Origin of the sequence: Frankia sp. AgB1.9, assembly GCF_016786355.1 — a bacterium.
In the GTDB taxonomy this organism is placed as follows: domain Bacteria; phylum Actinomycetota; class Actinomycetes; order Frankiales; family Frankiaceae; genus Pseudofrankia.
This window is the reverse complement of the sequence record NZ_JADWYX010000007.1, coordinates 70,435-96,034: the sequence shown is the minus strand read 5'-3', so window position 1 is coordinate 96,034 and position 25,600 is coordinate 70,435. Positions and strand designations below refer to the sequence as shown.

The window sequence follows — 25,600 nt, the reverse complement described above, 5'->3', positions numbered from 1 at the left end:
CGGCCCGGTCCTGGCCCATGCGTGACCGGCCCGGTCCTGGCCCATGCGTGACCGGCCCGGTCCTGGCCCATGCGTGACAGCACGGGAGAGGCGAGGATGGCGGGCATGGGCACCAGCACGACCGAGCCGCTGACGCTGGCCACCGCACTCGACCTGCTACCGAAGGTGGAGCTGCACTGCCACGTCGAGGGCACGATGCGGCCGGGAACGGTCCTCGAACTGGCCCGACGACACGGGCTGACGCTGCCGACGGAGAACCTGGACGAGCTGTACTCCTACGGCTCGTTGAACGAGTTCTTGGCCATCTTCTGGCTGGTCCAGTCGACACTGGGCGGACGGGACGACTGGGCCCGGCTCGGCTACGAAAGCGTGGTGGACGCCGCCGGGCACGGCCGGGTCTACGCGGAGATGTTCTTCACCCCGGCGCGGCACCTGGAGGCCGGTCAGCGGCTGGCCGACATCGTCGCCGGGCTCTCCGCCGGGATCGCCGCGGCTGAGGCGGAGACCGGCTCGAAGGCGATGCTCATCGCGGACATGGACCGGGCGTTCGGCCCTGGGCCAGGCCTTCAGCTGGTGACCGAACTGGGCGAGCTACGCCGATCGGGCGCTCCGGGCATCGAGCGCGTGCTCGGCGTCGGAATGGACTCCACCGAACTGGGCGTCGACCCGAAGTCGTTCGCCGAGGCGTACCGAACCGCCGCCGGCTTCGGCTTCCGGCTGACCGGGCATCAGGGCGAGAACTCACCGCCGTCCGCAATCGCCGAGGTCGTCGACGTACTCGGCGCCGAGCGCATCGACCATGGCCTCTCCCTGATCGACGACCCGGCGCTGGTCCGCAGGTTCGTCACCGAACGGATCCCGCTCACCGTCTGCCCGAACTCCAACATTCGCATCGCCAACGCGTTCCCGACGCTAGCCGACCATCCCTACCCGAAGATGCGCGCGGCCGGCCTGCTGGCGACGCTCAACACGGACGACCCGGCGATGACCGACCTGGACCTCGGCTACGAGTACTTCTCGGTCGCCGACGCGTTCGGCTACCGGTTCGACGACATGGTCGGCATCGCGCTGGACGGCGTCGAGGCCACCTGGCTCGACGACACCGGCAAGCGCGACCTGCGCGACCGCGTCGTCACGGAGGCTGCGGCCCTGTCCAGGCGCCTGGAGACGGCCTGACCCAGGCCTGTGACGCCGTCGGCGCCCGAGGGCCAAGCTGCCCCGATTCATTGATCGCTTCCAAACGCCGCACGGTCCGTTCCGGGCGGCCAGCGAGCAAGAGATCTCGAACACTCCGGCGCACAATGGGCCGGAGTTTCACACCAGACCCCGCGCTTTATGGGAGCGCGGCGTGCAGTCGTGCATCTCGGTCAGCCGGTCGGCCACCCAACCTATAGTCCCCAATACGGCCCCTTTGGCGTACGTTGGGTTACGATAGGCTCACTGGGATCGCCCGGGAGGTGGTCGGCGTGTCTCCAGGACAAAGGCGGACGCCTCTCGCGCGACGCCTGCGAGAGCTGCGGACCAGTCAATGGCCGCGCCAGCTGACTCAGGCGACGCTCGCCCGGCTCCTCGTCGTCGCGGAGACCACGGTGTCGAGTTATGAGACCGGCCAGGCCGCACCCGGAGACGACAAGCTGCGCACGTATGCCACCCTCTTCGCGACGTCGCGCTCCATCTCCAATGGCCAGGTCCGCGTTTTGACCGAAGCTGAGCTCTCCACCGGAGAGCTCGCCGAACGCGACGCGCTGCTCGCGGAGCTGAGCCGGTTGCGCGACCATGGCGCGCCGGCGCAAGCACACACCCGGCGGAGGACCTGGCACTTCCCCGACGACATCCCCATCCGCCTGGTCTGCGGCAAGATCCCGGTTGCTGACGTCTCCCGCCTGGCCGATCCGACCGACTCGAACTTCACTCGGCTCCTGAGCTACGCGGACCTCGACGCCATGGTTGAGCTCTTCGGTCACATCCGCGCCGAGAACCCCACCGCCGACGTCCGCTTCATGCAGCCCGACGACATGTCCGACGACGACTTCTCCCACCACGTCGTCGTCGTGGGTGGCCTCGAGTGGAACGACATGACCGAGTCCTTTCTACGGGTGCTCGACGACCTGCCTGTGAGGCAGGTCGAACACCCGGACTTCCCGGACGGCGAAATTTTCGTGGTCGAGCCACTCGACGGGGCCGAGACCAGGGAGTTCAAGCCTCAGTACCGGGCCCAGCTCAACAAAGGCACGACCTCACGGTATGTCGAGGATGTTGGTTATTTCGCTCGGGTACCGAATCCCTATAACCTGACCGCCACCGTGACCATCTGCAACGGAGTTCATTCTCGCGGTGTCCTGGGCGCGGTGCGACTGCTCAGTCACCGAGTTCTGCGCGAACGCAACGAGGAATACCTCGCCGGCCGTTTCGAAGGCACACCACGGTACTGCATGCTGTTCCGGGTCCCTATCAACAGAGGGAGAACGGTGACGCCCGAACTCGGCAATCCGTGGATCAGGCTCTTCGAGTGGCCGGACAGGTGAGGTTCACTGGGAAGGGTGGCCAACTGACGAGCGCCGACCTGCACCTCGAGGCTCGGCTGCCGGAGGCCCTGCGCTTCCTCGACCTGAACGAGTAGCCCGCACCGTGCGCTCGGGAACGGCGCCTGGCTCAGCGATCGGGCTCGGGCCGCCTCGACCCGCCAGCTAGCGATCCTGATCACGCGCCGGCGACCATCACGGCCTAGCTCGGTCGGACACGCCAGAGCCTACGGCAGCCCACCGCAGCTCCCGGTTCGCGCCGGTCTGTAACGGATGAACCGGACAAGCGAATCTGCCACCGTGGTAGTGGTGACCCACAGCGTCGAGATCCGCACGCTCGAACACGGGGAGTGGGCCTTGCTCCGTCAGCTCCGGCTACGGGCACTGCGAGAGGCTCCCGAAGCCTTCGGCCCGAGCGTCAGACGCGAACGTCTACGCACCGCTTCCTACTGGCGAGAACAGATGAACCTCTGCCGCTGGTTCGTCGCCGAGGCCGGCCATAGCCAGATCGGGTTCGCCGCGGGATCGGCACCCTTGGCCGATCACGTCGACGAACGCCACCTCCTCAGCCTCTGGGTCTCACCAGACTGGCGACGACGCGGAGTCGCCCGCGAACTCATTGAGGCGGTCGCCAGCTGGGCGGCGGTCGAGTCCGCCCGGTCGCTGTCCCTCTGGGTCTTCGAGCAGAACAAGGCGGCCATCAACGTCTACGAACGGCTCGGTTTCAGCTGGACCGGGCACAGCAAGCCGTACGACAGCCGCCAGGAGATGCGCATGATCAGGCGCCTGCCCGGTCGGTAGCCAGAAGCCGGAACCCATCCAGCCACGTTCTGACCGCCATCAGGCAAGGGCGCCACGGGCACGGACCGTGCCGCCCCCGTGGGCCGACCACCGACGCCTGCCAAAGGCGGGAAAACGACTTGGGGCTGCAACTTCACACCAACGCGTCCACCTTGGCCGCCGACGCGGGCTCGGCCAGCGAGCAGTCGTTCTGGTCGCCGATGGAGATCGCCCGGCTGGAGAGGTCCAGCTGCGCGAGCCCGTCGTCCAGCGTCGGGCACTGGGCGAACCGCGCGCGAAGCACGCGCCATTCAGCCAGGTCATGCCGCCACCGTTGCAGGTAGTCCGCAAGCTGCTCGGCCTGGATGTTGGCCCGGGTGTTTTCCGCGGCGGCCAGCGCTGTCAGCGCCCGCGTCGTCGCCGGTCCCGGTGGCCCCTGGGTCTCCAGCCTTTCCGCGGCAGCGGAGATGAAAACACGGCGGCTCTGCAAGAACTCCCGCCAATAGCCGACGTTCGCGTCCACATCCGTGAGATCGAGGTGCCGTAGCGTCCACAGCCCCTCAGCGAGGATGTCGCCGAACTCCTCGGCAGCAGCTCGTTTTGGGTCCGCGAACGGCTGGTATGGAAGCTGACGGACGGTCCCGGTAGCTCCTAGCCTCCCCCTCGCCAGAGTGTCGAAGAAGAAGAGCCAGTCCTCGTTGTAGACGCGTGGGAAGAAGCCCAGGGCCTTAGTCGGATCGACCACGACCGCCGAACCACTGACGAATACGTCCTGGCTGCCGCCCGCCAGCCGGTTGGCATGGCAGACGACGGAGTTGTCCGGAAATTTCTTGGCGACCATGCCGACGGCGTCGAAACGCGCGAGCCCGGCGGTCGCGCGCAGCACGAGTTCCGGCCGCACGTCACGGATGTCGTCGTCCAGGAACAACAGAGACCTCCAGCCGGCGGCGGCGCCGAGCAGGAGGCCGAGATTCCGTTTCAGGCTCAGGTCGCCCAGATGCCGAGGCACGGCCGCGGCCACCGCCGAGGTCTGGAAGTCGTCCAGCCAGCCGCGCCGGTAGGTGCTCAGGTCCAGGACGCTCGCCCGGAGGCCCGGGACCTCCCGTGCGACCTCGGCGACCTTCCTGACCTGGGCGTTCCCGCTGCACATCGCCACCAGCCGGGCGCCGACGGCGGTGGCCAGCTCCATCGCGGCGACCAGGCTGTAAGCCGGGCGGGAGGCCGGTACGACGATCGCGTCCAGCCGATCGGCCCGGCCCGGGCCGCACCAGCGCAGCAGATCGCGGTGGGAGGTCCGATGGTCTATGGACGAGTTCCCACCACCGGGTCTGTCGCCGATCTCCTCCGGCCCTTCGACCTCAGCCACCGATCAGGTCCTTTCCGGCCATTCGAAGATGACCGAATATTCGTTAACGAGATCCGGGGTGACGGTCTTCCCTCTGTGCACTGGGACACGCATCAGCACGCCGAACTCGGGAGCATCTCCAAATTTATCAATGATGTGCTGCTCATTCCGATCCCGAAAATTCGCGTCGGTAAGGCAGCGAACGGCACCCAACACCCCGCGGGAATACACGCCATTGCAGATCGTCAGTGTGCGCGCCTGGTTGTACGGATTTGGCGTCCTGACCAGCAGCCCGACGTCCTCCACGAGAAGCGAGTCAGCGGTCTTCGGGTAATGGCGGGTGGCTTTGTCACCGCGCCGCGTCTCGAAGACCTCACCGTCGGGGTAGGCCGGGTCCTCGACCTGCACCACGGGGAACGAAGTCTGCCTGTTGTACCACTCTGTCGACTGGTTCCAACCCAGGCCCCCGAGAAGCACGAGGTGGGCGGACAGGTCGTCCGAGGTGATGTTGGCCGAGGTTAAGAACCGCACGTCGAGCGCGGGGTTCTCCGCCCGGATATGGCCGAACAACTCCACCAGCGCGTCCACGTCCGCGTAGGTGAAGAGCTCCGTGTAGTTGACGCTGTCGGCGAGGCCCATCTGCGGCCGATCGTCCGGTGGAATCTGCCCGCAGATGATCCGGACGGGCGCGCCGTCGTTGAAGTGCCAGGTACGGCGTTGCGAGGCGCCCGGCAGGGACGCGAGCCCCGGAACCGAAGCGAGTTCCGGCAGCGGAACCGTCGCGTCCTCGTGGAGCGCCGTGAGCTCGACGAGGAGGTCGTCCCGCTCGGTCCGTTCCTCGTCGGTCAGCTCTTCCTCGCCGGCGAGCCGCGGTAGGCCTTCCGCGTCCGGCCGTGGCGCGGCATGCAATCGGGCATAGGCCGCGAGCCTGCCGGCTGGGACTCTGGCGACGTTCTCGTCGGAGGAGACGGTCGCCACCGAGACGCCGAGTGCCTTGGCAACCATCAACTGCGACAGCCGCGGTTCACCAGACTCGCGTAGCTGCCGAAGCCGGCGGGCCAGCGGCACGGGCGGGTGGGACATCAGGGGTTCCACCTCCTCCACCTGTATTCACTGAACTTCAGCGCCACCTTGAATCTGTGAACTAGCGCAGCCTAACAGTCGAACCCCCGGACAACCATACGGGACAGTGCGCGCCGCGTCGGTTTGGGCATTGGTTTGTTGGGGAGTTGGCCTTAGAGTGATTTGTACCCCCACTCGACTCTTGAAGTCATAGGGTGGGACTTCAAGATTACAGCTTGATACAGCTGAAGTCGAGAGAATCACCTGGAGGTGGAGTCCAGCTAGGCCAGAACACAGAACACCCCTGGCACACCGTTGCCGCGATGTACCAGGGGCGTCTTTCAAACCGGGCGCCTGTCCGTCCCCGTAGCGCAAGAGCAAACAAACGCACTTGAACGGAGGTAACCCATGTCCAGAGTAGCGCCGCCGGTACTGCCGGTAAATGGCCTGCTAGCGCAGGCTGACACCGGTAGCGGTGGTGGCGGCGGCCTCGTCCTGGCCGTCATCGTGATCATCGGAATCTTCGCCTTGATGACCTTGCTTACCCGGCACATCCGGTCGATGTGGCAGCTCGCCCAGACGTTCCTGCGGCCGATGATGTCAGCCGTCAAGACCCTGATTCTGGTCGGTCTCATCTGCGTCGTCGTCCTGATCGAGATGGCCCGGTCGGCCACCGGCCACACGGCAATCGGCCCATCGGCCCCAGAAGCGGCTGGAGTACGGCCCACGCCCGTCCTTCGCAGCCTCACTTGAGCACAGAGCCTGAACACCACCTGAACTCCCGACGACGGTCGCCCTCAGCGCCGAGGGCGACCGTCGTCGTGTCCGTGTGCGAACCGGACAGCGGAAGTACCGGCGGAGAAGAGGTGTTGGAGCCGACCAGCGGGCCGACCAGCGCTGGACTGGTCGGAAGGCGAACGACGTACGAGCCGAACCGGAAGGCGGCAAGGGTGCCAATGGCCATCCTCATCACGGGCGCGACGGACGGGCTTGGCCGGGCGTTGGCGCAGCGGCTGGCGGCGGACGGGGAGACGCTGATCCTGCATGGCCGCGACACGGCCCGGCTTCAGCGGACAGCCGACGAGATCGAGGCGGGCCCGGGAGCCAAGCGGCCGGCGACGGTCCTGGCGGATCTGTCGGAGCTGGCGCAGGTGCGTCGCCTGGCGGCCGAGGTGCGCGGGATGACCGACAGGCTCGACGTGCTGGTGAGTAACGCGGGAATCGGCTCCGGAGAGCCGACCGGCCGGGAGCGGGGGGTCAGCGCCGACGGGTACGAGCTGCGGTTCGCGGTGAACTACCTGGCCGGGTTCCTGCTGACGCTGGAGCTGTTGCCGCTGCTACGCGCGACCGGCACCGGCGCCGCGGCCCCGGCGCGGATCGTCAACGTGGCCTCGCTCGGGCAGGAACCGATCGACTTCGACGACCTCATGATCGAGCGCGGCTACGACGGAATGCGGGCCTATCGGCGCAGCAAGCTGGCTCAGATCATGTCCGGCTTCGAACTCGTCGAACGGTTGCCGTCGGCTGAGGTGACGGTGAACAGCGTGCACCCTGGCACTTTCATGCCGACGAAGATGGTCACGTCGGAGAACGTCACGCCGATCGACACACTCGAGACCGGAGTCGAGTCCACTCGCCGCCTCGCGGTCGAGCCGTCCTTTGCCACAGTCACGGGACGTTTCTTCGATCGGTCCCGCGATGCCCGCGCGAATACCCAAGCATATGACCCGGCCGCCAGGGCCGAGCTGTGGGAGCGCAGCCTGAAGCTGGTGGACCAGCCAGACCTGCCGAACTGAGACCGGCAGGTTCGCCGCCCCGACGGGATCTGGCATCAGCGAGTTCAGCGGGGTTCAGAGGTTCAGCCAGTTCCAGCTTCTGGCAAGTCAGGCGGACCGGCCGCCGAGCTTCGTGACGACGGCGCGGTCGAGGTCGGCGGCGGCCAGGCCCGCGTCATCCAGCAGACCCGCGTCCAACGCGCGAAGGACGTGGCCGGCCAGCGCCCGGGCCGTCGCCGGCTCGTCGGCGACGGCGCCCGCGAACCGGGCCTCGGCATAGGCGGACAGCCGGCCCAGCGCAGCCGGCAGGCCGGCGACCAGGTTCGCGGCGACGGCGGCGTGCCGGCTGACGAGCTGGGCGGGGTGCAGGTCCCAGCCCTGGTAGAGGCCACGCCGCCAGGCACGGGTCACCAGCCCGGCGTGCCGCTGCCAGGCGGCCCGCACGACCGGCGTCGGGCCGACCGGCAGGAAGTTCGACGAGCCGTCGGCCACCCGGATCCCCGTACCAGCGGTGACGAGCTGCATGAGGGTCGTGGCGTACTCGACCGAAGGGTGGTCGCTGGCCTGGTGTTCGGCGGCGATGCCGAGCGCGGCCGAGTAGTCGTAGGTGCCCACGTGCAGACCGGTCACCCGGCCGCGGCCGGCCTCGACGAGCGCGGGCAGGGCCAGTACGGCCGCGGGGGTCTCGATCTGCAGTTCGACGGCCGGCGGGCGCAGGTCGATCCGGGGAATCAGCTCGTCGAGCACCGCGAGAAACACCGTGACCTGTTCGGGAGCGCTGACCCTCGGCAGGGTGAGCACCAGGCCTGGCGGGCCGCCGTCGTCGCCGGCGAGCGCGGTCAGGAACAGGTCGAGGCTGCGCAGGCCACGGTCGCGCACCGCCGGGTCGAGGGACTTGGGCCGCAGTCCGTAGCTCGCCGGCAGGGCACCGGCCTCGTGGGCGGCCCGCAGCGCCGTCGCGGCGGCGATTGCGTGCTCGTCCTCGACGTCGTCGGGGCGGATGCCGTAGCCGTCTTCCAGGTCGGCCCGGAGGTCCTGGATCGGTTCGAGAGACAGCGCCGCGAGGACGTGTGCGTACACCCGTTCGGCGAGCGCGGGGTCGGCGCCGGCCTCGGCGGGGTTCGGTGCCGCTCCGCCTGGGCCGCTGGTCGCGCCGAGGCCGGTCGCGGCGGCGAGGGCCGCGGGCGACGGCGCGTGCGCGGCAAGCGCCTCACGGGCACCTTCGCCCCAGTCGAGCACGACGTCGGGATGCAGCCGGTCGGCCGGGATGTAGCAGGTGTGCACCGGCTGACGGGTACCCGGATCACCGGGGTGACGGGCCGCGAGCTGCGCGTCGACCGGCGCCAGCGACGCGGTCAGCCGGGCAAGCAGGTGTTCCGACAGGGTGGGCACCCTCCGAGTGTCTCCCGTCGGGTTGCGGCGCTCCTGTTGAAAGCTCACTGGGTGACGCAGTCAGCGCGTTCCACCTGCTGTGCCGCTGGGTTGAGTTGCCGCTGGATTCAGCTGCCGCGGTACGAGGACAGCCCGTAGGGGGCGAGCAGTAGCGGAACGTGGTGGTGAGCCGCCGGATCGTCGATGTTGAAGGTGATCGTCACCTCAGGAAAGAACGACGAACGTTCGGCGGTGTCGAAGACCAGCCGCCACCGGCCCGGGGCATCCGCCGGAAGCGTGGCGATCCGGCCGTCGGCGTCCGTCTCTGCCTCGGCCACCAGCCGCCAGCCCTTTGGCTGGCCGTCGAAGCCCAGGATGATCTTCTCGAGGCGAACCGCGATGCCGGCAGCTGGCCGGCCGGCTCCGGTGTCCAGCACGTGGGTGGACAGCGACATCTGGCCCTCACTCATCGGCGCGCCCCGGCGGCGGCCCATCCGCAGTATCTGCCGCATCCGGCGCACGGCCGCCCGCACCCGCCGGGAGGCACCAATGTGGCACCACCGAGTAACGAACGTGATACGTCGAGGCGCGCGCGACGGGGCTGGCGTCAACGCCGCCCTCGCGCCAGACCGAGGCAGCCCCGGCCAGAACAGGCGGACGTCCCGAAACGGGCCAACGGGCGATGCCAACCGGTCCCCCGCCCGTGGCCACACACCCGGTTCGCCGCCGTTATCAGACGGCCACGGGGCGTCTACTATGCGCCGTACCCGCATGCGGCCGTATTCGGCCGAATCCGGGGCGGGGGACGCAGTTTGGGGGGTGAGCGACGGGTCTGAACAGAGTGGGCTGAGGCGGCGGCATGGTGTGGTTTGTCGGACGGGGATCCGAGCTCGATCGACTGTCGGCCCAGTACGCGGCCGCCGTCGTGTCCGGTCTGCGGTGCGTCCTGGTCGAGGGCCAGGCCGGCATCGGCAAGACCACGCTCCTCGACCAGTTCCTCGCCCGGCTCCCGACCGGCAGCGACGGCTCCGACGGCGCCGCTGACCCCGGCGGGCACGGCGGCCCAGGCGGACCCGCCGGCTCCGGTGGCCCAGCCGCCACCGTTCCTCCCGTGATCGCCCGGGTCGAGGCCGCGGACAGTGTCCGCTCCCACGACCTGGACCTCGCCAACCGGCTGCTCACCGTGCTGACGGCGGTGGCGGAGCGGCCGGCACCCGGCTTGAGCATTGACCCAGCCGCGGCCACCACCGCACCGAGGCCGACGCACGAAGCGACGGCGACACCCAGGTCTGACGCACCCCCAGGGTCTGACGCACCACCCGACCCGGACGCGGAGCCAGAAGCGGGCGCCAACACCGAAGCGGACGCGGACATCGCCGCCGCCGAGCGGATCCGCCAGACCGGCGAGCTGCTGCTGGGGGCGGCGGCCCGCCGCTGCGCCGACGGACCGCTCGTGATCCGGATCGACGACGTCCACTGGTGCGACGCCCCGTCCCTGCGCGCCATCCAGTACCTGCTGCTGCACGGGGCCCGACTGCCGCTGCTGCTGGTGGTCGCGGGCCGCAGGCACGACTCGCCGTGGTTGGACGGCGTGCGCCGGCGCGCGCAGGTGGCCGGCGCCGTCCTCGACCTGGCCGGCTTCGGCGAGGCCGAGCTGGCCGAGCTGTGCGCGGCCACCGGCCGGCCGCCGCTACCGCCGCGGCGGTCGCGGTCCCTGGTCGAGGCGACCAGCGGCAACCCACTGTGGATCACGAAGTGGCTCGCCGCGCACGGTGACTCCGACGCCGTCCCGACCGGTGACGGGTCCGTACCGGCCGTCGGCCAGGCCGTGGTCGGTGCGCTGCGCGCGCCGGAGTCGCTGGGGTCGCTCGTCACGCGCGACCTGGCCAGCTGCCCGCCGGCGGGGCGGCGGCTGGCCGCGGCCGTGGCGGTGCTGGGCCGCACCGCCCGGCTCACCGACCTCGCGGCCATCGCCGGGATCGCCGACCCGGCCGGTGCCCTCGCCGAGGCGGTCCGCCACGACCTGGTCGACACCGTCGGCCAGCCACCGGCGCTGCGGGTGAGCCCGCCGCACGCGCTGGTGCGCGCCGTGATCTACCACGCGATCGACCTGCCGCGGCGGTCCGCGCTGCACCTCGCCGTGGCCGAGGCGGCCACCGACCGGGCGACCGCACTGGAGCACCGGGCCGCTGCCGCGCTGACTCCGGACGGAGGGCTCGCGGACGAGCTGATCAAGCTGGCGGCCACCGAGGCCACGACCGGCCGCTACGTCCGCGCGGCCGACCATCTGTTGCTGGCCGCGCCGCTCACCCCCGACCCGGCCCAGGCGCACGCGCTGCGCCTCGACGCGGCGATGTCCTTCCTCCAGGCGGGCGAGCGGGCAGAGGCGGCCGCGATCCTCGCCCAGGATGATCGCGACGGCGCCGAGGCCGACGGCGACCGACGCGCCGACAGTTCGCCGCGGCGGCGGTACGTGCGGGCCCACCTGGACCTGCTCGCGAACCGGGCCGAGCAGGGGGTGCTCGGGTTCATGGCCAGCTGGGAGGCGGCCCGCGCGGCCGGCGACGCCGAGACGGCCGCACAGAGCGCGGCCTGGCTCGCGCAGGCGTTCATCCCGGCCGGCTTCTACGACGAGGCCGGACTGTGGGCGGCTCGCGCGTTCGACGAGCGGTGCGCGCCGTCGCCGCTTCGCGCGCAGGGGCTGGCCCTGCTCGCGGCGTCCCGGACCGCCTCGACCGGGGACGGCGGGCGGGCGCTGGCCGAACTCGCGGCCGGTGCGGAGGCGTTGGACCCGACGCCGCACACCAGCGCGGCCCTGCGGATCGGGCGCGGCGTGGTGCGGCTGTGGTCCGGCGACCTGCCCGGTGCCGCCGCCGACCTCGACCCGGTCACCTATGCCCCGGACACCGCCATGCACCTGCGGCTGCTCGCGATGACCCACTTCGCCGAGGCGACGTTCCGCGCCGGGCGGTGGAGGCAGGCCCTCGCCTGCGGGCAGGACGCCGTGGCCCTGGCTGAGTCGGCCGGGCACATCTGGGTGCTGCCGTTCGTCTACGCGAACGCCGCGCTGGTCCCGGCGGCGCGCGGCGACGCCGCGGCGGCGGGACGGCTGCTGGCCCGGGCCGCGGAGCTGGACGGCGACGGCGTGCCGGCCATGTGGGCGTACCACGCCACCGCCACCGCCCACCTGGCCGCGGCCCTCGACGACCCGGCCGGGGTGGTCGAGGCCTGCGCCCGGGTGGTGACGCTGGCGAACCCGGCCGGCGCGCTCGCTCCGGGAGTCTTCGAGTGGCGCCACCTGTTCGTCGAGGCGCTCGTCCGGCTGCGCCGGTTCGACGAGGCCGCGGGCGAGCTCGTCCGGCTGGAGGACGAGGCGGGCCGGCGCGGCTCGGCGGTCACGCTCGCCGTCGCGGCCCGGGCGCGTGGCCTGCTGGCGGCCGGCCAGCGCCGGCTCGACGAGGCGGTCGCGCTGTTCGAGCAATCGGCCCGGGAGGCCGCCGCGCTGAGCATGCCGTTCGACGCGGCCCAGGCCACGCTGCGGGCCGGGGAGATCCATCGGCGCCAGCGGCGGACCCGGCGGGCGGCCGACGCGTTGACCGACGCGCTCGGCGCGTTCGAGACGCTCGGCGCGACGACCTACGCCCGGCGCTGCCGGGAGCTCCTCGCCGTCGTGACGGGACCCGCGGCGAACACCACCCGGCGGTCGGCGAGCCCCCCGCCGCAGCCCTCCGCGCTACCCACGGCCGGCTGGGAGCCCGTCACGGCCGGCAGGACCGGCGAGGTCGGCCCGGGGCAGCGAGCGCTGACCGACCGGGAGCGGGCACTGCTGGTGCGCATCCTGCGAGGGGACGACTTCGAGGCGATCGCGCGCGAGCTGTACCTGTCCCGCGGGCACGCGGAGAACCTGGCCCGGGACCTGTACCGGATGCACGGAGTCTCGTCACGCGCCGAGCTGGCCGGGCTCTACCTCGGGCTGCGGGACCCCTCCGGCGCCGCGCTGGTGCTGCCGGACCCCGGCGCGACCGGTTCCGGCCAGCCCGCTCCCGGCCAGCAGTAGGCCTTCCGGATACCCGTCCGCGACGCGCCGATTCCAGAGAGTTCTGTGGTTGGCGGACAGCGGCCAGGGCTTCATCCCCCAGCAACGGCGCCTGCACCCAGGCCAGCCACCGGCAAACGGGAATCCTGCTCGGCGATTGTCCCGCTTCGGTGCATGGGTTTTCCCACTGTCGGGAGCGGATTGGACCCCTTTACGCTCGGTCCGGGCGGATCCGATCGACACGACGTGCCTGACCGCGAGCCAGGCGCGAGGACGCCATCGCGGGTCGGCCGGCGTGCCGTCCGGCGACACCGAACGGCCCGGGCCGCCGGAGACGGGGGGCGGCGGCCCGGGTTCGGTGCGTCTCGTCCAGGTTGCCCTGGCCGGGTTCTGCGCCTCAGGAACCGGTGATCAGGCGGTGCAGCCGCATCGCCGTGATCTCGGCCTGCTGGCCCGCCGCGACCCGCAGTTCGCGGGCGGGCTCGTTGCCGAGGCGTTCGCGCAGCAGCGCGAGGATCTCCTCGGCGGAGCGACCGGCGGCCCGGATCAGGAAGATGTAGCCGAAACGCTCCTCGTAGGTCTCGTTGCCCTCGCTCATCGCGGCCCGCACCTCGGCGCTGGCCGACTCCATCGCGGCCTGCTCGCGCCGTGGCGCGTCCAGTCCGGCGATCGTCGCGCGCGACGAGGTGGTCGGCGCCCCCGACAGGATCGGTCGCTCGCCGATCCGCGGATGCGCCGTGAACGCCTCCAGCCACGCCGTCTCGGGCAGCTTCCACCACTCCTGCTCGGCGACGGCGAGCAGCTCCTCCAGGGTGCCGAACGGCCGGCGGGCGGCGACGGCGTCCGCCCAGTCCTCCGACCCGCAGCAGGCGAGCAGCTCCTCCTTGGCCGCGCCAGCCGAGAGCGCGTCCAGCCAGCGGACCGCCAGCGACTCGCGCCCGTGCTCGGTCGGGGCGCCGAGCAGGCGCAGCCGGGCGAGGCCCCCGTCGGGGATCGCGTCGACGCGGACGTGCGTCGCCTCGACCGGAACCTCCAGGTCGAACAGGTGGCGGGTGTTCGGCTGCGTCCTGGTCGGGGGCAGCATCGGGCGCCAGTCGGTGATCGTCGAGACGTCGTCCGAATGCGTCAGCTCGGGCGCGAACGCCGCCCACAGCGCGACGGCACGTGGCGCGTTGCCGCGGAAGTGCCGGGTGTCGACCTCGGCGCGCACGACCCGGCCGGCCGTGGCCAGCCGGATGACGGCCCAGTCGTAGCCGGCGGTGCGTCGGCGCCGGGTCTCCCAGCCCTCGCCCATCACCCGGGCCTCGCCGCCGGCGTTCAGGTTGTGCCGGTCGCCGTAGTGCATGTCGCTCGCCGCGACGACGACGCCGCCGAGGTAGGCGGCGGCCAGGTCGGAGGTGACCCGGTCGAGCAGCCGCGGGTCGGGCACGACCTCGCCGTGCGCGCGCAGCCGGGCGACGCCACCGTCCGGGTAGATCGTCAGGCGCAGGTGGGTGATCCGGATCCGGCCGTCGCCCTCGACGGGCAGCACGTTGACTGCGTCCGGGTTCACCGGTGTGCGGGCCACCAGCGTCACCCACTGGACCGACTCGTCGAGCAGCTCCTCCGGCGACGGGTAGCCGCCGACGGTGGCGCCCTGGATCTCGACCGCCTCGGGCGAGTTGCCGGTGAAGTGCGACGTGTCGACGGTGACGGCGTGCACGATGCCGGGCACGCCGAGGCGGACGACCGCCCAGTCCGCGCCGGGCAGCACCCGGCGGCGGCGGGTCTCCCAGCCGTCGGTCCAGCTCCCGCGCTCGGTGAACACACCGGGGCGCCTGATCGGCGGCTCCGGCAGCAGCATCCGCTCGGCGAACGCGAAGAACTCGTCGTTGACGGCCACCACCGAGCCACCGAGCCGCGCGCCGGCAAGGTCGACGAGATTGGTCAGGTCGGGGGCGTCAGCCATCCGGAGTCTGTCCTCCCTGTGTGCCCGGGCTTGTCCGTCCGGGCCACGCGTCCTTGCGGTACCCGGTCTCGGGCACCGCGTCACCTGTGCCGCCCGCGGCGGGAACTTCTACCGGCCGCGGTCCGGCGCAGGATGCAAGCTTCCTGGAACGAGGCTGTCGGGGAAGCGTGCTTCCCGCCACACATCACCGGCGACAGCCCGGCCAGGGACCCGAGACGGGCGCCGCGCGACGGCCTCTGCCTGGTCAACGGGTGAGCAGCTGGCCCCGTGCGGGACGGGCGCCGTCGATCCGCTGACCGCGCAGGTAGGTCGCGTGGACCACCCCGTCCAGCGTGCGTCCAGCGTAGGGGGTGAGCGGGTGACGATGGGCCAACGTTGCGGCGTCCACCACAGCGGAACCTTCCGGGTCGAAGACGACCAGGTCGGCGTCGGCGCCCACGGCGATCCGGCCCTTGTGGCCGAGCCCGGCGTGATCGGCCGGCCCGGTAGCCACCCACCGGGCCAGCTCGGCCAGCCCGTGGCCGCGCCGGCGGGCCCCGGTCCACACCGCGCGCGGCCCGAGCTGGACCGAGGCGATGCCGCCCCAGGCCGTGCCGAAGTCGCCGGTGTCGACCGACTTGACGTCGGGGCTCGCCGGCGAATGGTCGGAGACGACGCCGACGAGAAGGCCCTCGGCCAGCCCGTCCCAGAGCCGCTCCAGGTTGGCGGCCTCCCGGATCGGCGGCGCGCACTTGAACTCGGTGGCGCCGTCGGGGACCTCCTCGGCGATGAAGCTGAGGTAGTGCGGGCAGGTCTCGACCGTCAGCGCCAGGCCCTCGTCGCGGGCGGCGAGCACGTCGTCGAGCGCCTCGGCCGCGGCCAGGTGCAGCACGTGCAGCCGCGCCCCGGTCGCGGCGGACAGCGCGGCCAGCGACGCGATGGCCTCGGTCTCGGCGGCCGGCGGGCGGGAGCGCAGCCAGCTGGCGAACGACCGGCCGGCCGCGGCCGGCGCCGTGTCGAGGACCGTCGGGGACTCGGCGTGTACGACGGTGAGTGCGCCGAGCCGGGCGGTCAGCCGGGCGGCGGCGGCCAGCGCGTCCAGCGAGACGTGCGGGAACTCCTCGACCCCTGAGGGCGCGAGGAACGCCTTGAAGCCGAACACGCCGGCGTCGTGCAGCTCGGCCAGGTCACGCAGGTTGTTCGCGTCGGCGCCGATGATCCCGCCCCAGAACCCGACGTCGACGAAGACCTGCCCGCTGGCCGCGGCCCGCTTCGTCGCGAGCGCGTCGACCGACGTGGTCGGCGGGATCGAGTTGAGCGGCATGTCGATGATGGTCGTGACGCCACCGGCCGCCGCCGCCCTGGTCGCCGTCGCGAAGCCCTCCCAGTGGGTGCGGCCGGGCTCGCTGACGTGCACGTGCGTGTCCACGGCCCCGGGCAGCAGCGCGAGATCGCCGAGGTCGGTGACGTGCGCGCCGGGGGCGACCTCGTCCGGCCCGGTGACCGCGGTGATGCGGCCGCCGGCGACGTGGACGGCCGCCGCGATCACCCCGTCCGGGGTGACGACGCGCCGCGAGCGCAGCACCTCGACCCGCTCGGGGAGCGTGAGCGGGGCCGGAGCCCCGCCAGCCCGGCCGCCAGCCTCGGTCGCGTCAGCCGTCATCGGACCCACCCTCCAGGTGCGCGGGCAATACCGGTGGATCGGACGGCACCGGCGGCCGGTCCAGCACGATCGGCGTGTAGACGGTCGTCTCGGTGCGGGCGGCCGCGCCGGTCGCCGGCTCCGTCACCAGGTCGCCGGGACGGACCGGCACGCGGCGCAGGTCTCGTCCGACGGCGTCCCGGATCGCCGCGACGACGGCCGGCGTCGCCGTTCCGGTCGGCGCCTCACCGACGCCCTTCACCCCGTAGGGCGCGTCCTGCTGCGGGTAGGTCACCGCGACGAAGTCGAGGTCGGGCACGTCGGCGATCGTGGGCAGCAGGTAGTCGTGGAACGTCGGGTTGGCCACCACGCCGTCGACCGTCACCAGCTCCTCCATCACCGCGATGCCCAGGCCCTGCGCGGTGCCGCCCTCGACCTGGCCGAGCAGGGACAACGGGTTGAGGACGGTCCCGCAGTCCTGGGCGAGCGCCATCGACACCACCCGTACCAGCCCGAGGTCGAGGTCGACGTCGACGACCGCGCGGTGCGCCGCCGCGGCATAGGCGACATGCGCGTTGCCCTGGCCGTAGGCGTCCATCGGCTCGGTCTCCCGGTGGCGGTGGGTGAACTCGGCCTCGACCGGCCCGTCGGCCAGCGCCTCCGCGAGCGGGATGCGCACCCCGACCTCCGGTCCGATGATCTCGCCGTCCCGCAGACTGAGCACCCGCCGCGGCGCCTCGGCGACCGACGGGGGCAGGCCCAGCGAGCGGGCGACCCGGGCCAGCAGCCGGTCGGCGACGCCGACGCAGGCGCCGCGCACCGCCCCGCCGCTCATCCAGGTCTGCCGCGACGCGCTGGTGGAGCCGGCGCTGCCGATGGCGGTGTCCGCCGGGGCGAGCACGACCTCCTCGACGGCGAGCTCGGTGCGCGCGATCTGCCCGGCGATCGTCACGAAGCCCTGGCCGACCTCGGCGCACGCGGTGTGGACCCAGGCCCTGGCCTGGCCGTCCGGGCCGATCTCCAGCCGGGCCCTGGCGACCGCGAAGTCGTCGAAGCCCTCGGAGAACAGCAGGTTCTTCACCCCGAGTGCGTAGCCGACGCCACGGCGGACCCGGGCCGGATCGGCCCCGGCCGGCCGGCCCCCTGGCAGCGCCAGCCCGCTGGCGACGTCCGGGCCGGTCGGGTCGAGGGCGGGCGGCAGCGGCCGGGCGGCGACCAGCTCGATCAGCTCCCGGGCCGGCATCGGGCCGGGGATCGGCTGGCCCGTCGGCAGGATGTCGCCGGCGGCCAGCGCGTTGCGGGCCCGCAGCTCGACCCGGTCCATCCCGAGGGCGGCGGCGAGCCGGTCCAGCTGGGCCTCGTGCCCGAACGTCACCTGCGGGACCCCGAAGCCGCGCATCGCCCCGCACGGCGGGTTGTTCGTGCGGGTGGACGCGCCGTACAGATGGGCGTTCGACACCCGGTAGGGACCGGCGGCATGGGTGACGGCGTTCGCGATCACCGCGTGCGACGACGACGCGTACGCGCCCCCGTCCAGGATGACCCGGGCCTGCACGGCGACCAGCTGGCCGTCACGGGTGGCCGAGTGGCGGAACCACATGATCGCCGGATGCCGGTGCGGGTGGCCGAGGAACGACTCGACCCGGTCGTAGGCGATCCGGACCGGCGCTCCGGTGCGCAGCGCAAGCAGCGCGCCGTGGACCTGCAGGGTGACGTCCTCGCGGCCGCCGAACGCGCCGCCGACGCCGGCCAGCGTGAGCCGGACCCGCTCGTCGGGCAGCCCGAGGCAGGCGGCGATCTGCTCACGGTCGGAATGCAGCCACTGGGTGGCCACCGCCAGCTCGACCCCGCCGTCGGCCGCGGGCGTCACCAGCGCCGCCTCCGGCGCGAGGAACGCCTGGTCCTGCATGCCGAAGACGTAGGTGTCCTCGACGGCGACGGGCCCGACGAGGTCAGGCTCCGGGCCGTGCCGCAGGTCGATCGCACGAAAGACGTTCGGGTGGCCCGAGTAGGCCCAGCCGTCCGGCCCGTACGCGGGGCTGTCCGGATGCAGCGGCTCGGCGCCGGGCGCCATCGCCGCCTCCGGGTCGACGACCGGCGCCAGCGGCTCGTAGTCGACCCGGATCGCGGCCAGCGCGCGGCGGGCGGTGGCCGCGTCGACGGCGGCGACCGCGGCGACCGGCTCGCCGGCGTAGCGGGCCTCGGTCGACGCGAACACCGGCTGGTCGAGGCCGATCAGCCCGTAGGTCGCGACGCCGGGGACGTCCGCGGCGGTGACGATCGCCGCCACCCCGGGGATCCGGCGCGCCGCGGCGGTGTCGATCGCGCGGATCCTGGCCCGGGCGTACGGGCTGCGCAGGGTGCGGGCGTGCAGCATGCCGGGGCTGACCAGGTCGCCGGCGTAGGGGAACACTCCGGTCACCTTGGCGGGCCCGTCCGGCCGCAGCGAGGGTGCGCCGATCCGCTCCCGGCCTGGCGCCGGCAGCGCGGTCGAGCCCGGCTCTCCGGTCCGCCGCTCCGCCGGCCCGCCGCCGGCCGGCGAGGCCGGCTCGGAACCGTTCACCGATCCGCCCGCGCTCACGGCCGAACCGCCAGCTCGGCCTGGACGGACCGGACCGCTGCGAGGATCCGGCCGTAGCCGGTGCAGCGGCAGATGTTGCCGGCGAGGGCCTCGCGGATCTCCTCCTCGGTCGCGTCGGGCCGCCGGCCGAGCAGGTCGGTGACGGCGACGACGAACCCGGGCGTACAGAAGCCGCACTGGACCGCGCCGTCCCGCAGGAACGCGGCCTGCACGGCGGGCCCGAGGCCGTCCGCCGGCAGGCCGGCAAGGGTCGTCACCCGCGCGTCGACCGCGTCCGCGGCGAGGACCGTGCAGGCGGTGACCACCTTCTCGTCGAGCAGCACCGAGCACGAGCCGCACCGGCCCTGTTCGCAACCGTCCTTGACGCTCGTGATCCCGAGCCGCTCGCGCAGGACGGCCAGCAACGAGTCCGCGAGGGCCGCGCCGGCGACGGTCCGCAGCGTGCCGTCGACACGTAGGTGATAGGTGGCGGCCAGCGGGTCCGCCTCCCCGTCGAACAGGTCGTCGCCGGCCGGCGCGGCATTCGCGCGGTCCAGCACCCGGCGGCCGGGCACCGCGGTGCCCTGGTCCTGTCTGGGAGTGGGGTCGGTTCCCGCCGTCACGCCGTCCCCGTTCCGCGCGCGCCGTCGCCAGCCGTGCCCGCGTCGCGCCCGCCACCGCCACCGCCACCGCCACCGCCGTCGCCGTCGCCGTCGCCGTCGCCGTCGCCGTCGCCGCTCGCGGCGGCCAGAGCCCGGGCCAGCGCCCGCGACGCGAGCACCCCGGCGGCGTGCCACCGGTAGTCGGCCGGGTCTCGCGGACCGGCTGGCAGCTGCTCGGGGGCGTCCCGAGCCGCGCGGGCGACCAGCTCACCAAACCGGTGGGCGACGCCGGCCTCGGCGGACGGGGGCGCCGACCAGTCGATCTCGCCGGCCGCGAACTCCTCCGCGACGCTCGGCCGCAGTCGACCGGTCGTGACGCCGCCGACGGCGCAGCGGATCCGGCCCGCGGCCCTGTCCACGACCAGCGCACAGTTCACCAGAGCCGGGTAGGCGGCCTGGCGGCCCCCGACCTTCAGGAAGACCTGGGGCCCGCGGGTCACCGGGAAGCGCACGGCGGTCACCAGCTCGCCGCGCCGCCGCCCGGTGGCCAGGAAGCCGACCACCGGCACGGCGCGCGAGCCGCCGCGAACCGAGCGGGTGAGTACCTCGGCGTCGGCGGCGGTGAGGAAGGTCAGCAGGTCACCGCGCGGGTTCGCCGAGCCGAGCGCGCCGCCGACCGTGCCGGTGTTGCGGATCGGCGCGGAGCCGACGGCTCGGGCCGCCGCGGCCAGGCCAGGTGCCGGTTCCCAGTCGGCGAGCTCGGCGTAGGTCACACCGGCGCCGATCGTCAGCAGGTCCGGCGCGACGCCGCGGGCCCGCAGCTCCAGGACGCGACGCAGCGCGACGAGCGCCCGCGGCCGGCGCAGGCCGGTGCGCAGCGCCGGCACAAGGTCGGTCCCGCCGGCGAGCAGCTCCACGTCGCCGACCTCGGCGAGCATCCGGACCGCCTCACCGACCGTGCCGGGCCGGTGCAGCACGGCAGTGGCGCCTGTCACCTGGCTCCCCTCTCGCCTGTCACTCCCCGTCAATACAGCTCGGAGCCGCCGCGCGCATCGTGACCACCGGCCCACGTTCCTGGCCCGCCGGTCACCGCTCGACCTGCCAGGCGGCGAACTCGGCCGGCGGAGCGGACACCGCGCGGCCTAAACCGGCCCGAATGCCGTCAACCGGCCCGAACGACTCGCGCTGCGACGATAGGACCCGCAGGTTACGAGCGTGTTCAGGACCAACTCTCACTGAGTGTTACCTCGCACCGGGCCCTCGGGAAACGGCGACGCCATGTGGGCAGAGGATGATGTGCTGGGCGCTCCGCGAGGAAGGGTGGTGTACGTGTCGCTCCGTCTGACGAACACGGATCCGGCGTTGCGGCATGGCTGGCACCCGGTGGCGTTGTCCACCGAGCTCGGCGACGAGCCGCTCGGGGTGCGCCTGCTCGGCGAGCCGTGGGTGCTCGCCCGCCTGAACGGCGTGCTCACCGCGTTCGAGGACCGCTGCCCACACCGCCTCGCGCCGCTGTCGGCCGGGCGGGTCGAAGGCGAGACGCTGGTCTGCCCGTACCACGGCTGGCGGTACGCCGCGGACGGCGGCTGCACGCTCGTTCCCGCCCTCGGCCCGGGTGTCCCGGCCCCTAAGCGGGCCCGCGCCACCACCGCCTGGGGTGTCACGGAGCGCCACGGCCTGGTCTGGATCGCCCCCGACGAGCCGTTCGCCGAGATCCTCGCGCTGCCCGAGGCGAGTGAGGACGGGTTCGACTCGATGTGGCTGGAGCCCGCGCGCTCGACGGCCGCCGCCGGGCTGCTCGCCGACAACTTCCTCGACACCGCGCACTTCCCGTTCGTGCACGCCGCCACCATCGGCGGCGTCGGTGAGGACATGCTGGTGCCGCCCTACCGGGTGGACGCGGACGGGGACGGCTTCCGCGTCGTCATGGAGCAGGACGTCTCCAACCCGGAGGACCCGGGGGTCGCGGCCGGGCTGCGCCCGCTGGTGCAGCGCCGGGTGTCGACCTACGTGTTCCGCCCGCCGTTCATGCTGCGGCTGCGGATGGAGTACCCGGACGCGGGGATCATCAACGCCATCCTGTTCTGCCTGCAGCCGCAGGACGACGGCGCGAGCCGCGTCTACACCCGGCTGATGCGCAACGACCTGGCCGGGGACACGGCCCGGCTGGCCGAGGCCGCCCGGTTCGAGCAGGCGATCCTCGACGAGGACCTGGCCCTGCAGCACCGGTTCGCCGTCGACGGGTTGCCGCTGATCAGCGGGGACGGGGAGCTGGCCGAGGAGGTCCACGTCCGGGCCGACGCCGCCGGGGTGGCGCTGCGCCGGGTGCTCGCCGCCTTCCTCACCCGGGCCGCCCGCTACCCGCGCCGGGCCGCCGCCGGGGCCGAGCCGGACGGCCGCTTCACCCGCGCACCACGGCGCCCACCGACCCGCGCCGGCCGTTGACATTCGTCTGACAGATCCTCGTCAGCGCCCGACACTGGGAGTAGCGTCAGCCGAACGGTCAAGATCGACCGCAGGCGGCGTCACAACGAGGCGAGCGCCGAGGCAATACGAACGTCGAGACAGAACGAACGTCGAGGCAAGACGAGCGTCGGACACGCGGCTTCGCAAGAGCCGCTCTTCTTTCAGGTGGCACCCTGTGCGAAACGCTGATGGCGCCCCGGCCGGCCAGGGAACGCCCGCCTGCCCGGTGACCGGGGCGGTAGACGTCACCGGTCGGGTCGTGCCCGGCGCTTCGTGGGCGGACCTGGATCCGGTCGAGTTCGACCGGCTGCGCCGCCTCATCGGCGCCGCTCGGGAGAAGGCCGACCAGCGGCTCGCGGTTCTCGACGACCTGGCGCTGGCCCGCGAGCTCGGCGTGGTGCGCCTGGCCGCGCCGGAGGGTGCCGCGGACGGGACCGACCCGGCCGCGCCGAACGGTCCGTCGGCCGAGGGCGCGGACCCGGCGCGGGTCGAGATCCTGCTCGCCGGGCTGTTGCTGTTCGGCCGGCCGGAGTCGCTGCGCAGGCTCGCGCCGACCCACGAGGCCGCCATTCAGGTCTTCGACCGGGTCGACGGGCTGGCGACCGGGACCAACGTGTTCCTGCGCTGGCCGCTGCTGCGGCTGGTCGAGGAGTTCCTGGCCCGGTTCCGGGAGCTGAACCCGAACCGCGAGGTGCGCTTCGACCTGGTCCGGATGCGGGTGCCGGTGTACTCGGAGGCCGCGTTCCGGGAGGCCCTCGCCAACGCCCTCATCCACCGCGACTACACCGCGCCGGGTGCGGTGCACGTCCAGTGGTCCGAGGACCAGATCATCGTCTCGAACCCGTCCGGCCTCCCGGCCGGGATCACCGTGGACACCCTGCTGTCGGCGCCGCCGAGCCCGCGCAACCCGCTGCTCGCCGACGCGCTCCGCCGGGCCGGCCTGGTCGCGCGCACCGGTCGGGGCATCGGCCAGATCTGGCGGGAGCAGCTGCGCCACGGGCACGCGCCGCCCGACCACGGCCGCAGCGGTGACCACGCCGTGGTCGTGGTGCTCCCGGGCGGACGGCCCGACCTGGGCTTCGCCCGGTTCGTGCTCATGCACGAGCTGGTCGGCCGGCCGCTGTCGCTGCCCGAGCTGCAGATCATCAACCGGATGCGCCGGCAGCCGCGGCTGCGGACCGAGGAGGCCGCGCAGATGCTGGCCGTCTCGAAGACGGAGGCCCGCCGGGCGCTGTTCCGGATGGTCCGCGCCGGCCTCGTCGAGATCGAGAACGCGGCCACGCCACGGCGTTCCTGGACGTTGTCCGACTACACCCAGCGGGCGTTGCGGGACTCCGCCGCCGCCGTCGCCACCGGGGAGGCGGTCGCCGCCGGAGCCGAGGTGCCGGCGAGCGGAGCCGACGGAGGCCCGAACCTGACGAAGGCGCCGCCCACCGACAAGGCCGCCCCGCCCGCCGAGGCAGCGGGCTGACCCGGCTCGGCGCCGCCCGGATCCGGTAGGGGGCCGGCTGGTCGCGGACCGCCCCCGTGGGTCAGGGAGCGGGTCGGGTGAAGAGGGCCGCCCCCAGGTCGGCGAGGGTCTGGAGCGGCCCGGCGAGCCGGCAGCCGATCGCCGCCGCGGCCGCGTCGGCGGCGGCGAGCTGGCCGTCGACGGCCTCCCACGGCGCGTCGCTGACGATGCCTGCGACGGGCAGCGGGCAGGCGGCCTGCACCCAGCCCCGGTCGATCACCACGTACCCGCCGCCCATGCCCTCCAGGGCCCGGGCGGCGGTGAGCATGTCGGCGTCGTTGGTGCCGACGAGCACCAGGTCACCGGGCGGGTCGCTGGTGGTGACGCCGACGGCGCCGCTGGTCAGCCCGACCCCGCGCAGCAGCCCGACCCGGACCGGCTCGTGGCTGCCGGACCGGTCGACGACGGCGACCTTGAGCAGGTCGTGGTCGGGGTCGGCCACGATCAGGCCGTTGCGGACCGCGGGCTCGACCCGCACCTGCCGTGGGGCCGCGGCACCGGTCGACGCCGTCGCCGGCGGCTGGAGCGGCCCCGTCGGGGCGAGGCCGCCGACTCCGGGCAGCACCGGGCGCCCTGGGACCAGCCCGGCCAGGCCGGGCGTCCGGGACGAGGGCACCACCGGAGTGGAGATCCGGGAGACGATCTCGACGGCCACCGGCAGCGGCGCCGGGTGTCCAGGCCAGCCGGACAGCGCGAACGAGTCGACATGGAGGTTCACCGGCAGGCGCACGGTGTCGAGGGCCCAGCGGGGGGCGCGGTCGGGGTTCTCGAACAGCGGCCGGCCCTGGCCGGCGGCGATGCGCCCGCCGGCGACGACGAGGTCGGGTGGTTCGACGCCGCCGATCTCGGTGACGATCAGCAGGTCGGCCAGATGGGCCGGGAGGATCGCGCCGAGGACCTGGTCGAGCCCGTGTCGGCGGGCGGGCACGAGCGTCGCGCGCCGGACGGCCTCGGCGGGCGCCAGCCCGGCGGTGATCCCGGACCGCACCGCGCAGGCGAGCTGGCCGTAACCGATCAGGTCGGCGAGCGTCCGGTGGCCGACGGTCTGCTCGCCGGGCAGCAGATCCCCCGCCGCCGGGCCAGGCGCGCCGGGGCGCCGGGCCAGCACCCGCAGCGGGGTGTCTGTCGTGGTCGCGATCCCGGCGCCACGAGGGCCGCAGCGGGCGACCAGGCCGGCGGGGTCGGTCAGCACGGTCACGGTGCCGCGCGGCACCAGCAGCCGGGCGGCCTCCCCGGGCAGCAGCAGGGTCCGTTCCGGACGGACGTGGGCGTCGACGTAGGCGGGCAGCAGGTAGCGGCCGGTCGCGTCCAGCGAGCGGCGCCCGGCGAGCGCGCCAGGCCTCGTCACGGCGGCGATGAACCGGCCGACGATCGCGACGTCCCGTTGCAGCAGCTCGCCGGTCTGCACGACGACGACCGTTCCGCTGTGCACCAGCAGGTCGGCGTCTTCCTCGCCGACGGCGACCCGCCGCAGCCGCGCGAGCTCGCCGTCGCTGGGGCCAAGCCGGCCGGCCCCGCCGGCGGGCGCCGGCCCCCGGCTCCCGACGGTCATGGCGGGCAGTAACGCCGGCCCCACCGCGAGGTCCGCGGAACTCATTCCAGGCGCCGTGGTCCCCGCGCCCGGCCACCCCGCCGCCAGCGCCGTCCCCACGCCGGCCGTCGTCACACTCACACGGGCCCTCCGGTTGGGGGGTCTGGGGGGTCTGACCCCCAGGTGACGTAGCGGGCCGGCGGAAAGTCACCCGAAGGATGGCGAACGGGTTTGTCCGCCTCGACTTCACCTACCGGCTTGCCCTGAACGGCCGCCGCCGATGTCATTGTCGCAGCCACGGACCGGACAGTCACCGATTGCTGCCGCGCATCGAGTGCTCTCCAGCACAAAGACCGCTGACCAGGAATGATGCGAGCCGTTCGGCCCGCCCGGCGCGTCTCGCCGGAAGACCGGCCGAAATGGCGCTCCCGCCGATCCGGAGTGAATCGGCGGGAGGTCCAGGTCAGCATC

The 25,600-nt window shown here is 73.1% G+C and carries 18 protein-coding genes; 8 read left to right on the top strand and 10 right to left on the bottom strand.

From position 1 onward, the window contains the following. Nucleotides 1-105: 105 nt before the first annotated feature. The 3 genes from add to I6A60_RS42665 all read left to right on the top strand — a co-directional run bounded on the left by add (nucleotide 106) and on the right by I6A60_RS42665 (nucleotide 3,323). Nucleotides 106-1,176, top strand: coding sequence for an adenosine deaminase (gene add / locus I6A60_RS04190; protein ID WP_203022972.1), 1,071 nt, complete (start codon nucleotides 106-108; stop codon nucleotides 1,174-1,176). A 281-nt stretch (nucleotides 1,177-1,457) separates the two neighbouring features. Beyond that, nucleotides 1,458-2,525, top strand: coding sequence for a helix-turn-helix transcriptional regulator (locus I6A60_RS04185; RefSeq protein WP_307873520.1), 1,068 nt, complete (start codon nucleotides 1,458-1,460; stop codon nucleotides 2,523-2,525). Nucleotides 2,526-2,831: 306 nt separating this feature from the next. Further along, nucleotides 2,832-3,323 carry an N-acetyltransferase gene (locus tag I6A60_RS42665; protein ID WP_203022970.1) on the top strand — a complete coding sequence of 164 codons (492 nt, stop codon included), beginning with the start codon at nucleotides 2,832-2,834 and terminating at the stop codon, nucleotides 3,321-3,323. Nucleotides 3,324-3,456: 133 nt separating this feature from the next. Here the strand turns inward: I6A60_RS42665 and I6A60_RS04175 are convergent, their stop codons facing one another. Further along, nucleotides 3,457-4,668, bottom strand: coding sequence for a hypothetical protein (locus tag I6A60_RS04175; RefSeq protein WP_203022969.1), 1,212 nt, complete (start codon nucleotides 4,666-4,668; stop codon nucleotides 3,457-3,459). 3 nt (nucleotides 4,669-4,671) lie between these two features. Further along, nucleotides 4,672-5,742, bottom strand: a complete 1,071-nt coding sequence (locus I6A60_RS04170) for a helix-turn-helix transcriptional regulator (protein WP_307873519.1) — start codon at nucleotides 5,740-5,742, stop codon at nucleotides 4,672-4,674. Nucleotides 5,743-6,117: 375 nt separating this feature from the next. Here I6A60_RS04170 and I6A60_RS04165 point away from each other — a divergent pair, with 375 nt between their 5' ends. Both I6A60_RS04165 and I6A60_RS04160 read left to right on the top strand, forming a co-directional pair. Beyond that, nucleotides 6,118-6,462 (top strand): hypothetical protein, encoded by a 345-nt coding sequence (locus I6A60_RS04165; RefSeq protein ID WP_203022968.1) that lies wholly within the window; start codon nucleotides 6,118-6,120, stop codon nucleotides 6,460-6,462. A gap of 203 nt (nucleotides 6,463-6,665) precedes the next feature. Then, entirely contained in the window at nucleotides 6,666-7,505 is an 840-nt protein-coding gene (locus I6A60_RS04160) for an SDR family NAD(P)-dependent oxidoreductase (protein ID WP_203022987.1), read from the top strand. A gap of 87 nt (nucleotides 7,506-7,592) precedes the next feature. Here I6A60_RS04160 and I6A60_RS04155 read toward each other — a convergent pair whose 3' ends face one another. Continuing rightward, a complete protein-coding gene (locus I6A60_RS04155) occupies nucleotides 7,593-8,876 on the bottom strand; it encodes an aldolase (protein WP_203042272.1) in 1,284 nt (427 codons plus the stop codon). 107 nt (nucleotides 8,877-8,983) lie between these two features. Beyond that, nucleotides 8,984-9,310, bottom strand: a complete 327-nt coding sequence (uraH, locus tag I6A60_RS04150; RefSeq protein ID WP_203022986.1) for a hydroxyisourate hydrolase — start codon at nucleotides 9,308-9,310, stop codon at nucleotides 8,984-8,986. Nucleotides 9,311-9,714: 404 nt separating this feature from the next. Between uraH and I6A60_RS04145 the strand changes: the two genes are divergently transcribed. Then, nucleotides 9,715-12,912, top strand: coding sequence for an AAA family ATPase (locus I6A60_RS04145; RefSeq protein ID WP_203022966.1), 3,198 nt, complete (start codon nucleotides 9,715-9,717; stop codon nucleotides 12,910-12,912). Between the two features lie 376 nt (nucleotides 12,913-13,288). Here the strand turns inward: I6A60_RS04145 and I6A60_RS04140 are convergent, their stop codons facing one another. From I6A60_RS04140 to I6A60_RS04120, 5 genes are all read right to left on the bottom strand, one after another. Continuing rightward, entirely contained in the window at nucleotides 13,289-14,839 is a 1,551-nt protein-coding gene (locus tag I6A60_RS04140) for an allantoicase (protein WP_203022965.1), read from the bottom strand. A gap of 244 nt (nucleotides 14,840-15,083) precedes the next feature. Continuing rightward, nucleotides 15,084-16,481, bottom strand: a complete 1,398-nt coding sequence (gene allB, locus I6A60_RS04135; protein WP_203042271.1) for an allantoinase AllB — start codon at nucleotides 16,479-16,481, stop codon at nucleotides 15,084-15,086. Then, nucleotides 16,471-18,945: a xanthine dehydrogenase subunit D gene (gene pucD / locus I6A60_RS04130; protein WP_203022985.1), complete on the bottom strand. Its 2,475-nt coding sequence runs from the start codon at nucleotides 18,943-18,945 to the stop codon at nucleotides 16,471-16,473. The genes allB and pucD overlap by 11 nt, the downstream gene beginning before the upstream one ends. A gap of 92 nt (nucleotides 18,946-19,037) precedes the next feature. Continuing rightward, on the bottom strand, nucleotides 19,038-19,643 hold the full coding sequence (locus I6A60_RS04125; RefSeq protein WP_203022963.1) for a (2Fe-2S)-binding protein: 606 nt from the start codon (nucleotides 19,641-19,643) through the stop codon (nucleotides 19,038-19,040). Further along, on the bottom strand, nucleotides 19,640-20,617 hold the full coding sequence (locus tag I6A60_RS04120) for an FAD binding domain-containing protein (RefSeq protein WP_307873518.1): 978 nt from the start codon (nucleotides 20,615-20,617) through the stop codon (nucleotides 19,640-19,642). The genes I6A60_RS04125 and I6A60_RS04120 overlap by 4 nt, the downstream gene beginning before the upstream one ends. Before the next feature lie 334 nt (nucleotides 20,618-20,951). On the opposite strand from I6A60_RS04120, the gene I6A60_RS04115 reads away from it, so the two are divergent. Further along, nucleotides 20,952-22,067, top strand: coding sequence for an aromatic ring-hydroxylating dioxygenase subunit alpha (locus tag I6A60_RS04115; RefSeq protein ID WP_203022962.1), 1,116 nt, complete (start codon nucleotides 20,952-20,954; stop codon nucleotides 22,065-22,067). A gap of 196 nt (nucleotides 22,068-22,263) precedes the next feature. Next, on the top strand, nucleotides 22,264-23,559 hold the full coding sequence (locus I6A60_RS43330) for an ATP-binding protein (protein WP_203042270.1): 1,296 nt from the start codon (nucleotides 22,264-22,266) through the stop codon (nucleotides 23,557-23,559). A 61-nt stretch (nucleotides 23,560-23,620) separates the two neighbouring features. Here I6A60_RS43330 and I6A60_RS04105 read toward each other — a convergent pair whose 3' ends face one another. Next, nucleotides 23,621-25,270 carry an adenine deaminase C-terminal domain-containing protein gene (locus tag I6A60_RS04105; RefSeq protein WP_203022960.1) on the bottom strand — a complete coding sequence of 550 codons (1,650 nt, stop codon included), beginning with the start codon at nucleotides 25,268-25,270 and terminating at the stop codon, nucleotides 23,621-23,623. Nucleotides 25,271-25,600 lie beyond the last annotated feature (330 nt).

Excerpts from the sequence above, each read along its gene's own strand:
- add (WP_203022972.1), top strand. The coding sequence starts at position 106 with ATGGGCACCAGCACGACCGAGCCGCTGACGCTGGCCACCGCACTCGAC.
- I6A60_RS04165 (WP_203022968.1), top strand. The coding sequence starts at position 6,118 with ATGTCCAGAGTAGCGCCGCCGGTACTGCCGGTAAATGGCCTGCTAGCG.
- I6A60_RS04160 (WP_203022987.1), top strand. The coding sequence starts at position 6,666 with ATGGCCATCCTCATCACGGGCGCGACGGACGGGCTTGGCCGGGCGTTG.
- uraH (WP_203022986.1), bottom strand. The coding sequence starts at position 9,310 with ATGTCGCTGTCCACCCACGTGCTGGACACCGGAGCCGGCCGGCCAGCT.
- I6A60_RS04145 (WP_203022966.1), top strand. The coding sequence starts at position 9,715 with ATGGTGTGGTTTGTCGGACGGGGATCCGAGCTCGATCGACTGTCGGCC.
- I6A60_RS04140 (WP_203022965.1), bottom strand. The coding sequence starts at position 14,839 with ATGGCTGACGCCCCCGACCTGACCAATCTCGTCGACCTTGCCGGCGCG.
- allB (WP_203042271.1), bottom strand. The coding sequence starts at position 16,481 with ATGACGGCTGACGCGACCGAGGCTGGCGGCCGGGCTGGCGGGGCTCCG.